This is a genomic window from Chryseobacterium sp. DZ-32, assembly GCF_059587025.1.
Window position 1 is genome coordinate 64,119 of sequence record NZ_JCAIOM010000007.1, and the last position, 12,626, is coordinate 76,744.

Annotated in this window: 14 protein-coding genes; 6 read left to right on the forward strand and 8 right to left on the reverse strand. The window is 36.0% G+C overall.

The features are described 5' to 3' along the window. Positions 1-71 precede the first annotated feature (71 nt). The 5 genes from AC59HC_RS09475 (at position 72) to trpS (ending at position 3,069) form a co-directional block, all read left to right on the forward strand. Entirely contained in the window at positions 72-317 is a 246-nt protein-coding gene (locus AC59HC_RS09475; protein WP_395971889.1) for a DUF6576 domain-containing protein, read from the forward strand. 17 nt (positions 318-334) lie between these two features. Beyond that, positions 335-529, forward strand: a complete 195-nt coding sequence (locus AC59HC_RS09480) for a DUF2683 family protein (protein ID WP_110009866.1) — start codon at positions 335-337, stop codon at positions 527-529. Further along, the gene (locus AC59HC_RS09485) at positions 529-1,170 is read left to right on the forward strand and encodes a lipoprotein signal peptidase (RefSeq protein ID WP_110009867.1); all 642 of its coding nucleotides are present in this window, start codon (positions 529-531) and stop codon (positions 1,168-1,170) included. Before AC59HC_RS09480 ends, AC59HC_RS09485 begins: the two co-directional genes overlap by 1 nt. A 15-nt stretch (positions 1,171-1,185) precedes the next feature. Beyond that, complete coding sequence (locus AC59HC_RS09490) at positions 1,186-1,830, forward strand: SanA/YdcF family protein (protein WP_496558491.1); 645 nt, start codon at positions 1,186-1,188, stop codon at positions 1,828-1,830. A 270-nt stretch (positions 1,831-2,100) separates the two neighbouring features. Then, positions 2,101-3,069 (forward strand): tryptophan--tRNA ligase, encoded by a 969-nt coding sequence (gene trpS, locus AC59HC_RS09495; RefSeq protein ID WP_343639444.1) that lies wholly within the window; start codon positions 2,101-2,103, stop codon positions 3,067-3,069. Between the two features lie 64 nt (positions 3,070-3,133). On the opposite strand, the gene AC59HC_RS09500 is transcribed toward trpS, so the two are convergent. From AC59HC_RS09500 to AC59HC_RS09535, 8 genes are all read right to left on the reverse strand, one after another. Next, positions 3,134-4,420, reverse strand: coding sequence for a sensor histidine kinase (locus AC59HC_RS09500; RefSeq protein ID WP_343639442.1), 1,287 nt, complete (start codon positions 4,418-4,420; stop codon positions 3,134-3,136). Then, positions 4,420-5,091, reverse strand: a complete 672-nt coding sequence (locus AC59HC_RS09505) for a response regulator transcription factor (RefSeq protein WP_202839917.1) — start codon at positions 5,089-5,091, stop codon at positions 4,420-4,422. The genes AC59HC_RS09500 and AC59HC_RS09505 overlap by 1 nt, the downstream gene beginning before the upstream one ends. Positions 5,092-5,538: 447 nt before the next feature. Next, complete coding sequence (locus AC59HC_RS09510; RefSeq protein ID WP_496558492.1) at positions 5,539-5,988, reverse strand: PepSY-like domain-containing protein; 450 nt, start codon at positions 5,986-5,988, stop codon at positions 5,539-5,541. A 223-nt stretch (positions 5,989-6,211) separates the two neighbouring features. After that, on the reverse strand, positions 6,212-6,907 hold the full coding sequence (locus AC59HC_RS09515; RefSeq protein ID WP_496558493.1) for a YjjG family noncanonical pyrimidine nucleotidase: 696 nt from the start codon (positions 6,905-6,907) through the stop codon (positions 6,212-6,214). Between the two features lie 202 nt (positions 6,908-7,109). After that, complete coding sequence (locus tag AC59HC_RS09520; RefSeq protein ID WP_110009874.1) at positions 7,110-7,700, reverse strand: RNA polymerase sigma factor; 591 nt, start codon at positions 7,698-7,700, stop codon at positions 7,110-7,112. A gap of 193 nt (positions 7,701-7,893) precedes the next feature. Further along, complete coding sequence (locus AC59HC_RS09525) at positions 7,894-8,385, reverse strand: hypothetical protein (RefSeq protein WP_411414503.1); 492 nt, start codon at positions 8,383-8,385, stop codon at positions 7,894-7,896. Between the two features lie 85 nt (positions 8,386-8,470). Next, positions 8,471-9,751, reverse strand: coding sequence for a methionine adenosyltransferase (gene metK / locus AC59HC_RS09530; protein ID WP_202839927.1), 1,281 nt, complete (start codon positions 9,749-9,751; stop codon positions 8,471-8,473). A gap of 235 nt (positions 9,752-9,986) precedes the next feature. Next, complete coding sequence (locus AC59HC_RS09535; RefSeq protein ID WP_047428937.1) at positions 9,987-10,937, reverse strand: LysR substrate-binding domain-containing protein; 951 nt, start codon at positions 10,935-10,937, stop codon at positions 9,987-9,989. Positions 10,938-11,068: 131 nt separating this feature from the next. Here AC59HC_RS09535 and AC59HC_RS09540 point away from each other — a divergent pair, with 131 nt between their 5' ends. Then, positions 11,069-12,556 (forward strand): catalase, encoded by a 1,488-nt coding sequence (locus AC59HC_RS09540; protein ID WP_343639431.1) that lies wholly within the window; start codon positions 11,069-11,071, stop codon positions 12,554-12,556. Positions 12,557-12,626 lie beyond the last annotated feature (70 nt).

Consider the following 12,626-nt stretch of genomic DNA (forward strand, 5'->3'; position numbering starts at 1 on the left):
GTTTGTAAAATAACATTGGGTTTATAACGTATTTACGGATACTTTATAAACCTAATTTTTAATGTATACCCATGAACGAATTATTAATTTTGGGAGTGATCATCGCCGTAGTTGTCATATTTTTCAACAGAGAATGGATTAAAAACAGATTCTTCCCTGATCAGCAGAAGAATTACACTATTGATGACCGGTTCAATTCTGATAAACGCGAACGGGAGAAAGAAATCGACAGACTTTTGAGTAAGATGGGCAAAAACGGAGTGAATGATTTGTCTGAGAAAGACAGAAAAAGGCTGGATGAATTGTCCAAAATGTAAAAAAATAAATATAAGAAATGGAATCTATCATAGTACATCCTAAAAATTCTATGGAGCTGAGTGCACTGAAAAGTGTTCTGAAGGAGATGGGGATTAAATTTGAAAAAGCTCATGTTAAGAGCTCATTCAATGGACAGAAAGTAGTCAGGAAAGCAAGCGATAATAAAAATGTAAAGCCGGCATCAAAGCCCTCAAAACCTAAAGGACAGTAATGAAAAAGATCTTAGCAATAACATTTTTAGTGTTGTTCATTGACCAGGCTTCAAAAATTTATATCAAAACTCATTTTGAACTGAATGAGAGTATTCCTGTCATCAATGGTTTCTTTAACAAAACTTTTGTTGAAAATCCTGGAATGGCGTACGGATTTCATTTCGGAGGAATTATCGGAAAATATTTTCTGGTTATCTTAAGAGTATTCCTGATCGGAGGGATGATCTATATGTTCAGAAAATGGCTGAAAGAAGGAGCATCCAATTATCTTTTAGTTCCAATGGCGATTATTTTTGCAGGAGCTATCGGAAATCTTATTGATGGAATGTTCTACGGAATGATCTTCGACAGCGGAACTGTTTATGATGCCAGCACTGACCGATGGATTGGCTATGGCGGCATTTCTAAAATCGTTCCTTTCGGGCACGGATATTCCACCTTTATGAAAGGATGTGTGGTAGATATGCTTCATTTTCCTGTAGTAGACTGGTACGTTCCTGACAGCTGGCCTTTGATCGGAGGAAAACATATTGAGTTCTTCAAATATATTTTCAATGTTGCCGATTCTGCTATTACGGTAGGGGCTGCGTTCTTATTAATATTCAGAAAAAAAGCTTTTCCAAACGGTTTGGAATTTTAAAAGATCTATTTTCAGATGAATAAAATAATCAAAAATATTATTAAATTTTTCCTGCTTCTTATGGTTGCAGGAATTATTTTTGTTGCCTGGGCAAATTACAGTATCAAAAAAGACAGTACACCATTTGTTTCCAACAATATTGCTGATGTACCGGAATCAAAAACCGGCTTATTACTGGGAACCGGAAAACTTCTGAACAACGGAACCCCAAATGCTTATTTCTACAACAGAATTAAGGCTGCTGCCGATTTATACAAAAGCGGAAAAATACAATACATCATCGTTAGTGGTGACAATAGCACCAAAGATTATAATGAGCCCGAAGATATGCAGCTGGCATTGATGCAGCAAGGAGTTCATCATGATAAAATTATTTTAGACCATGCCAGATTCAGAACACTGGATTCTGTAATAAGAGCAAAAGACATTTTCGGTCAGACGAAACTGGTCATTATCTCCCAGAAATTCCATAATGAAAGAGCTGTTTTTCTGGCCAGAAAAAATGGAATGGATGCCTTTGGATATAACGCAGAGGATGTGAATAAGTATGCGGGCTTAAAAACCAATTTGAGAGAGTATCTGGCAAAAGCTAAAGCCTATTGGGATCTTCTTTTTGGAGTAGAACCGAAATTTGGAGGGGAAAAAATTGTTATTCCTTAATATTTTTCCACGGATTGCGAAGAGCTTTCAGATGATTGGGGAAAGATAGATAGATTATCCGGATTGGTAGATCTTGGCAAAGCCAATGGATATTGTATTTTAAGATGGCTGGGCTTTCTTCGGCTCCGCTCAGAGTTATCCCCCCTATTGAATTTTAAATGACAAGATCTTTTATCTTTTATCTTTTATCTTTTATCTTTTATCTTTCATTATTCCCGGCAAACCTCGTAAATTTGCTGTTCATTAATTTTTAATATAAATTGTAAACAAATGTCAAGAATTCTTACCGGCATTCAAGCCACCGGAACACCCCATCTTGGAAATTTATTAGGGGCCATTATTCCTGCTATCGAACTATCCAAGCAGGAAGGAAATGAATCATTTTTATTTATTGCGAATCTTCACACACTTACCCAGATAAAAGATGCGCAGACTTTAAGACAAAATACCTACGAGATTGCTGCGGCTTGGCTTGCTTGTGGATTAGATACTGAAAAAACATATTTCTACAGACAAAGTGATATCGCTGAAACCTGTGAACTTTCTTGGCATTTATCATGTTTTTTTCCTTATCAAAGATTAACATTAGCTCATTCATTTAAGGATAAAGCAGACAGGCTTCAGGATGTAAATGCAGGTTTGTTTACTTACCCTATTCTGATGGCTGCAGATATTTTATTGTATGATGCTGAAATTGTACCTGTAGGAAAAGATCAGCTTCAGCACCTGGAATTTGCAAGAGATGTAGCTTCAAGATTCAACAACCAGATGGGTGAAATTCTTGTTCTTCCACAATCTGAACTTCAGGAGGACACTAAATATGTTCCCGGGACAGACGGACAGAAAATGTCAAAATCAAGAGGAAATATCATCAACATTTTCTTACCTGAAAAGGAGCTGAAAAAACAGGTGATGAGCATTGAATCAGATTCTAAGTCTTTAGAAGAACCTAAGGATCCTGATACGGACAAAACATTCCAGATTTATCAGCTGATTGCTACGCCTGAACAGACTGAAGAATTAAGAGCAAAATATCTTGCCGGAAACTTCGGATACGGACATGCTAAGAAAGAACTTCTGGATCTTATTCTGGTACGTTTTGAGAAGGAAAGAGAAACGTTCACTTATTATATGAACAATCTCGATGAGCTCGAAGCAAAACTTCAACAGGGAGCAGAGAAAACCAGACCTATAGCGCTGGAAACGCTGAAAAGAGTAAGAACAAGCTTAGGATTTTAATCTGAGTTTTAAACATAAGAAAGCCTTTCGTTTGAAAGGCTTTTTCTATTGATATAAAGTATTATTAATGGACATTATTCTTTGTCAGAATAAAGTAATGCATCTGATCTCCATATTCATAATTAATATCCCAGCCTGGATATTGTTTAATAATGGTTTTGATGATAGACAGCCCTAATCCTGTAGAAGTATGATCTGAACCCTGTTTATAGAAACGGTTAAAGATTCTGGATTTATCTAAAGGTTCAGCACTTCCGCTGTTTTGAAATGTTATCCGGTTATTTTCTACGATAATGTTTAAAATTCCTTCCTGATGGTTATATTTAACTGCATTTTTAAGAAGGTTGGATAAAAGAATATCTGCCAGATCCTGATTAAAATCAGCAACAAATTTTCCTTTCTCAATAATGCTGACCTCTACTTTTTTGAAGGCAATAAAGTCTTCATAATTCTGAACAAGCTGGGTGATCCTTCTGTTAAAATCAACGTCTGAAGTTTTATTAAACTGGCTGTTTTCAATCCTGGAAAGCATGAGTAAGGATTTATTAAGTCCAACCATTCTTCTCAGGTCGTTTTTCACTTCAGTAAGAAAATTGAGATTCTTTTTATCTAAATCATCATTCTGAATCATAAGATCAATTTTATTGATCACGATAGCCAAAGGGGTCTGAAGTTCATGGGAAGCGTTTTCAATAAACTGTTTCTGCTGATAGAAAACCAGTTCATTACGTTCAATCATTTCATTGATTTCTACATTTAATTCTTCAAACTCGGTGATCTTATAGCTCTGTTTTTCCTGGGAAAAAGGAATTCCAAACTGATATTTTTTAAGTTTATCCAATATCTGATAGAACGGTCTCATCGCCTTATTAAGAAGATATCCGTTTACAGCAACAATACTAATTACCAAAAGGATATAAAGTACGATTAAGGCTGTTGTGAGATCGTATATCAATTCGTCCTCTTCTACCGTTGAAGTCCTGATAACAAGCCGCTGATGCCCTTTGAACTGATCAATAAAGTCGGCTTCCAAAACCCTGTAAGGCTGGTCTTTATCATCATACTCCATATAGTACATCTTATTGTACAGCCTGCTTTTATTCTGATAATCTCCGGCTTTGATGGGATTGATTTTAAATTCATTGAATCCAAATTCATTATTCTTCAACAACTGAGGATTAAGATAAACAGCTTTAATAATCTGTATTTTCCTATCTCTTAAACCATCATCTACATTATCGTGTACTTCATCCAGAATGTAGGCATAAAAAAGACCCGCCCATACTGCTATAATCAGCAGCAGGATCATGATCAGGTATTTTATCGTGTAATATTTTAATGAAATTTTCATCACATCAATTTGTATCCTATTCCGTACACCGCCTGGAAATCGGCCTCTGCATGGAGAATTTTCAGTTTTTTACGAAGATTTTTAATCTGGGAATAAATAAAATCCAGACTATCTGCCTGATCGATATAATCTCCCCAGATGGCTTCTGCAAGCGTTGTTTTTTGTAAGGTTTTTTCAGGATGTATCACAAAATAATACAAAAGGTCATATTCTTTGCGGTTAAGAACAAGCTCTTCATTGCCTACTTTCACCGTTCTGTTCTCCGGATCAATGCTGATATTTTTGTAGCGGATGATATTTTCACCATCCTGATTTTTCCTTCTGATCACAGACCTGATTCTGGCCATGAGCTCCGCAAGGTGGAAAGGTTTTGCAAGATAGTCATCCGCTCCTATTTCCAGCCCGGCCACCTTATCATCTACTGAGTCTTTGGCAGAAAGGATGATCACAGGATCTTTCTTGTGCATTTTTTTGATCTCTTTCAGCAGATCGATTCCGTTTCCATCAGGCAGCATGATATCCAGTAAAATACAGTCGTATTCGTAAGAAATAATTTTCTCCAGTCCGCCACTGTAATTTTCTGCATACTCTACAATGAAGTGTTCTGCCTCCAGAAATTTCTGTACGGTATCTTTCAGTTCGGGTTCATCTTCTACTATTAAAATCTTCATATTCCGGATCTATATGCTCTGCTGCATGGTTTACTTATATCAAATATAGGAAATTATAAGGAGGAAGCCTTAGATAGAGATACACATCTGAAAGTCTACGATAATATCATCAGTATAAGGGTGATATGGTAAATTACCGATAAGAAATCTATAAAATGGAAATGCTCTCTGCCTCCTTCCTTCAGGTTCTTTTTCATGAATCATCTAATTTGATTTCACATGCCGGCCGTCTGCATCAAAAACAAGACACAGACCATTCATTAAATGAATTTTATAGGCACTGTATTTTTTTTCAATAGATTCAATGATGCTGCAAGGATGATTCCTTGTCATAAATGAAACCATATTCTTTCTAATCTGAGCAGAAGAAATCTTTCTTCCATTGCTGTTTATTACATTCCAGTTGACCATAGTAACTAATAGTGAGTGTTGGTATTCGGTTAAATGTTAATCATCGATTTTTTTAAAATTTCCGTTTCGGTCAAATTCAAGCTCCAGTCCATTGGAAAGTTCTGCCTTATAAGACCATCTTTTCTTTTCGATCTTGATGATGTAAGTATTGGGAAAATTTTTTGTGCTGTAATTTTTGATCGACGCAGGGATGAAACCATATGGAATTTTCTGGTGTTTACCATCCACTTCTTTCCAGTCTCCGCTGCTGTCGAACTCCATTTTCATTCCATTAGTCAGATATACTTTGTATTCATCTACTCCGTAAATTTCTCTGTCTTCTATTGCAGAGTTTACAGGGATGCCTTTAAAATGTACTGCAAGAAAGGTTTTGGCTGTCTTTGGTAACTGATTTGCTGTGATTGCTCTGTCTTGTGCGGAAACTAAGCCTCCGATTAATAAAAAAATAATCATTAATACTCCGGTGATTTTCTTTACATTTTTCATACGATTTAATTCTTTCTGTTAGTATTATATAGCAAAGTTGCCAATCAATTTGGGAAAGAATTGGGAAAAATGATTTCGGTAAAAAATAAATGCGGTAAAGTTTGGATTTAACCACAGATGATCACAGATGTCTGCGTTGATTTTTTAGAAAATATTAAAAAACGAAAAAGCCATTAAGATGATCTCAATGGCTTTTATAGTATAGACTTTATTATCTTTTATTTTATAAGTATTCCTTAATCTGCTGAAGATGAGTAATGGCTTTTAAACCTTCCTTCTGTTTATCTTCCTTATAGACATCAAAGAAAATAGCATCCATTCCGAAGTCTGTTGCTCCCATGGCATCTGCAATCCAGTCGTCACCAATCAGGATACTTTCTTCTTTTCTGGCTTCAGAAAGTCCCAGCGAGTATTCAAAAATCCTTGGATTAGGCTTTCTCACTCCCACGGCATCTGCACTGGTAATTGTTGTAAAATAAGGAGCGATTCCGGAAAGCGTACATTTTCTTTCCGTCACTTCCTGAAACCCATTGGAAATAATGTGTAATGTATAGTTTTTAGCTTTCAGATATTCCAGAACATCCTCTGCTCCTTCTACCAGTTCGTTATGGCTCACAATATTATCCAGGAAATGTTCTTCAAAATAAAGGGCAAGCTCTTTATTATCTATTCCGAAATGTTTGAATGAATCATAAAAACGGTGTTCTCTCAGATACTCTTTGCCAATAATCCCGTCCCTGATCTTTTCCCACAACTCTTCGTTGATGTCGTGATACACAGAATGAAACTCTTCAAAGTTAATATGATGCTTTAAAGTAATTTCCTGTTTTTCAAAAAGATCTTTGATGGTGAGATAGGCATTTCTGCGATGATCCCAGAGTGTATTATCCAGGTCAAAAAAAACGTGCTGCATTTTCATACAGCACAAAGTTAATAATTTTAATTTTTTGTAATAGGATAATTTTTGCTCTTGCTTTTCACAATCTCAAGGCTTTTAGAAAAATTCAGCAAAAAATCAATTGTTTGTTTCTTAGGTTTCAAAGTTTTCACTTTTAAAGAATCATTTTTTTTCATAGGCGAAGTATGTTTTCTTTAAAACGTGAAATTTTCTGAAATATTATTTATCTCGTTAATATTATATTATTTTCGTCCATGATTTTTCTCAGGTTGATCAGTGCATATCGTACTCTTCCTAAAGTTGTATTAATACTCATCTCTGTATGATCTGCAATTTCTTTGAAGCTTAAACCATCGAAAAACCTCAGTTTGATTACTTCCTGTTGATTTTGCGGCAAAAACTGCAGCATCCTCAGAAGATCCTCCTGAATCTGATTGGTTACCAGCTGATCTTCAATATTTTCTGACGGTTCTCTGATTAAATCAAAAATAGAATATTCATCAGTTTCAAAAGTAGTTTCCGAAACTTTGATATTCTTTGCTTTTGATCTGAAATGATCGATGATTAAATTGTGAGAAATTCTTTTCGCCCAAAGAATAAATTTACCTTCTTCATTATAGCGTCCTTCTTTTAGCATCACAATGATTTTCATGAATGTATCCTGAAAGATATCATTGGCCAAATCTTCATCATTAATTTTGTAAAAAATGAATGTAAAAAGCTCTCTCTGATGTCGGTGTATGAGGGTTGACAAGGCCGCCTCATCACCTTTCTGGTAAAGGGAAATTAGTAAACTATCCGATTTTGATTTCATAACTCTTCTCAATATAAATATTTGCAGACAGGTATTCCTCCAGATATTTCTTCTGGCCTTTGCTGTGTAAACAAAACAGTTCTAGAGTAGAGTCTCTTCTATAGGCGGTACAAATTATTATGATGTAAATATAATAATTTTTTAATAACTGTTAACCTATTATTAAATTTTATAGAGAAAAATCTAAAAAAAATCATTTAAACATATCATGAATGAATACGGTAGGAATATTTAATGTAAAATTAATATTAAGCCCTTTCATCTCTTTTCCGTTCAGACGGGTATCTCCAACAGGAAAAGCATATCCTCCGGTGAGATCCAGCATCCCGAATAAGGTAACTCCTATTTTAGGAGCAATGTATTTATTGGTCCCTTCAACGCCTGCTAAAAAATAATAAGAGTGATAGAAGTCTACATTCTTTTCAAAATTAAGAAGTACATCTGCCTGCAGTTTCGGCATAATAGCAAATTTGGAATCCACAGATCCCATCATGGCAGAACCTCCCAATCTGTAAATTACATCATCATTTTTAAGAAAAAGTAATTTCCCTCCTACTTCACCAAAACTTTGATTCTGGTAAGTATACCCGACACTGATCATTTTATGCATGGTATATTGAGCTTTTACTAATGTACTTAGCAAAAACAGAGACAGGGCGGCAACTACAGTTCTAAAATTCATCATCTTTCTATATTATTAAGGTGTAAAATTAAAAAAAACTGCCTTATCCAAAGATAAAGCAGTTCATTTATTATTCTTTAAAGAGAAATTAAATTCCAAAAGCGGCTTTAATTTCCTCTACTTTGTCAAGTTTCTCCCAGGTAAAGAACTCAAGATCTTTTAACGTAATCTCATTCTTATGACCTTTATTAAAAGTTTTATCAGCTACATAATGCTCTTTACCCATGTGCCCGTAAGAAGCTGTTTCCTGATAAATAGGGTTCCTTAATTTTAAGTTCTGCTCAATAGCATAAGGTCTTAAATCGAAAATAGCAGAAACTTTTTTCGCGATTTCCCCATCATGAAGGTCCACTTTTGCAGTTCCGTAAGTATTGATATATAAACCACAAGGCTCAGCTACTCCAATGGCATAAGAAACCTGTACCAGAACTTCATCCGCTACTCCTGCCGCCACCAGGTTTTTAGCAATATGCCTTGTTGCATACGCAGCACTTCTGTCTACTTTAGAAGGATCTTTTCCAGAGAAAGCACCACCACCGTGAGCTCCTTTACCACCGTAAGTATCTACGATGATTTTTCTACCTGTAAGGCCGGTATCTCCGTGAGGTCCTCCGATTACAAATTTCCCTGTAGGATTGATGTGATATTTGATCTGATCGTTGAATAAAGCTTTGATTTCTTCAGTTTGCTGTGCAACAACTCTTGGAACCAGAATATTTTTAATATCCTCACGAATCTTGTTCAACATTTCTTCTTCCGTACCAAAATCATCGTGCTGAGTAGAAACTACAATAGAATCAATTCTGATAGGCTTATGATCATCAGAATACTCAATCGTTACCTGGCTTTTTGCATCCGGACGAAGATAAGTGATCTCCTTATTTTCTCTTCTGATAGCAGAAAGTTCTTTAAGGATCGTGTGGGCAAGATCCAGTGCAAGCGGCATATAATTAGCCGTTTCATTAGTGGCATACCCGAACATCATTCCCTGGTCTCCGGCGCCCTGTGCATTTGCTTTAGCTTCAAAAGACTCATCATTTACTGCTCTGTCAACACCCTGGTTGATATCTGGCGACTGTTCATGGATTGCAGAAATAACTCCACACGAGTCTCCATTGAACATATATTCTCCTTTTGTATATCCGATACCGTTGATTACTTCTCTGGCAATTGTCTGTACATCAAGGTAAGCATCTGATTTTACTTCTCCTGCCAATACCACCTGTCCGGTAGTTACAAGAGTTTCACATGCTACTTTTGAATCTTTATCATATGCTAAGAAATGGTCGATTAATGCATCGGAAATTTGGTCGGCAATTTTATCCGGATGTCCTTCTGAAACTGATTCAGATGTAAATAAATAAGACATATAATTCTTTTGTTTTTAAAGATTTAAAATAGTGTTTGCGAAAAATATGAATGAAATTGCCCAGAAAAAAGAATACTGTTTTAGCATTTTTTTATAGAGGTTGCAATCAGGTCAAATTTTTCCTCGTAATAAACGTCAGCAAATTTAAGTACTATTTTCCTAATACTCAAAAATTTTGTTTACTAATTACAATTTTATTTAAATTGATGATTTCTATCACTTTAAAGCATTTCGATTACTGAGGCTTAATGCTTACAAATTCTTTCGGACTTTCGTGGTAATTCAGCTTAAGCTCTAAAGAAGTTTTGATAGAATGTGACAATTCATCAATAATCTTTTGCTTAAATGTAGGCTTATAATAAATAATACTGATTTCTCTGTAAGGGAAAGGCTTTTTGAATCTGAAGACATTTTTCTTCTGCTCTTCTGAAAGCTGGCTCAATGCCAGTTCCGGAAGAATACTTATTCCTCCTACTTTATCAACCATGTGTACCAGAGTCTGGATATTGGAAGCCAGGAAATCCAAATTTTTAGGCTTCAGGGTATTTTCTTTCAGGTGGCAGATATTTTCAAACTGATTTCTCAGGCAGTTTCCTTCTTCAAGCAGCCATACTTTCTCCACATTCAGATCTTCCGGAATGATGTAAGAATTCTTTTTATTAGCCTCTGTATTGGAGCTGTAAATCATGAGCTCCTCGTTGAACAGGAAATCCTGATAAAACTCATCAGCCGTATCGTAAGGAGTAGAGATAATTCCCGCATCCAGTTCTCCTGCTTTCAGAGCTTTAATAATATTATCAGTTGTCATTTCTTTTACATTCATCTGAATTTTCGGATTATCTTCAAGGAATTTGAAAATTTCCGTTGGCAGGATGAAAGAAGAAACGGTAGGAATGATTCCCAGATTGATGGTACCTCCTAAAATATTGTTCAAAAGGTTGGCTTTGTTTTTCAGCTCATTGACAGACTCGATAATTACCTTTGCCTGATCAATAATCTGAAGACCTACATCCGTGGTACGGATCGGGTGGGTAGTTCTGTCGAAAACCTTTACATCCAGTTCATCCTCAAATTTCTGTATCATGGCACTTAACGTAGGTTGGGTAATAAAACACGCCTGAGCGGCCTTACCAAAATGTTTATACTTATCTACAGCGATAAGATACTCCAGTTGCTGAATGTTCATTTGATTAATATTATCTATTACAAAGATATAACGTTTTTGCTATTAGCAATTAAAAATTCAAGTAAATTTGATATTCATTACCTTTACACTGGATTTAGGAAAAAGAAACAATTATTCAAATCATCAATTATATGGATTCTAAAAAATTAACCTTAAGTAACGGCGCACCTTATTTTGAACATCAGGATTCACAGACGGTAGGACCAAGAGGCCCGGTATTGCTGCAGGACTTTATTCTTCAGGAGAATCTTGCGCATTTCGTTAGGGAAAGAATTCCTGAAAGGATTGTGCATGCCAAAGGAAGCGGAGCGTACGGAACTTTCACCGTAACGCATGATATCAGCCAGTACACGAAAGCAAAACTGTTTTCAAAAGTAGGAAACTCGTGCAGAATGTTCGCAAGATTTTCCACGGTGGGAGGTGAAAAAGGAAGTGCAGACACCGCAAGGGATCCAAGAGGTTTCGCCTTAAAATTTTATACTGAAGACGGGAACTGGGATCTTGTAGGAAACAATACACCGGTATTCTTTATTAAGGATGCAAAAAAATTCCCGGATTTTATTCATACTCAGAAAAGAGTTCCGAAAACCAATTTAAAAAGCGCCACAATGATGTGGGATTTCTGGAGCTTAAATCCGGAATCGCTTCATCAGGTTCTGATCTTAATGTCAGACAGAGGAACTCCATATGGTTACAGACATATGCATGGTTTCGGATCTCATACGTTTTCCATGATCAATGATAAAAATGAAAGGGTGTGGGTGAAATTTCATTTTAAAACAAAACAGGGTGTCAAAAATTTCACAGATGAAGAAGCTGTAAAAATGGCCGGAGAAAACCCTGATTTTGCTCAGGAAGATCTTTGCAATGCTATTGAAAACGGGGATTTCCCTAAATGGACGATGTACATTCAGGTAATGACAGAAGAACAGGCAAAAGATTTCAGATGGAATCCGTTTGATGTAACCAAAGTATGGTTCCACGATGATTTCCCTCTGATTGAAGTAGGCGAAATGGAGCTTAACGAAATACCTGTTAATTATTTCGCCCATGTGGAACAGTCTACTTTTTCACCTAGCAGCTTAATTAACGGAATTAGCTTCTCACCAGACAAAATGCTGCAGGGAAGATTATTCTCCTATCCTGATGCTCACCGTTACAGAGTGGGAGTTAACGCTCATCAGCTGGAAGTGAACAGATGTCCTTTTGCTGTCAACAATTACCAAAGAGACGGTTTTATGGCAGATTCAAGCCACTATCAGGATAAACCGAATTATCACCCGAACAGTTTTGATGACATCAAGCCGGATTCATCATATAAAAACTACGAATACGAGCTGGACAGTGCCCATGTTGCCAGCTACAACAGAAATGACAATGACAGTGATCACTATACCCAACCGGGGCTTTTGTATTCAAAAGCAATGAATGCTGAGGACAGAGATCATTTGATCAAAAATATTGTAGGCAGCATGAGTGGTATCACAGGGCCGAAAAGAGATGAGATTATCAACCGGCAGTTATGTCACTTTTTCCGCGCCAACATTGAGCTTGGCATGAAAGTGGCTTCTCAACTAAATGTCAATATTGATGCAAATATGATGAATCATTCCAAATAATCATATTGAATGATAAATTAAAAAAAAGGAAAAAAAAATAATATTTTTTCCTTTTTTTTGTAAAAAATTC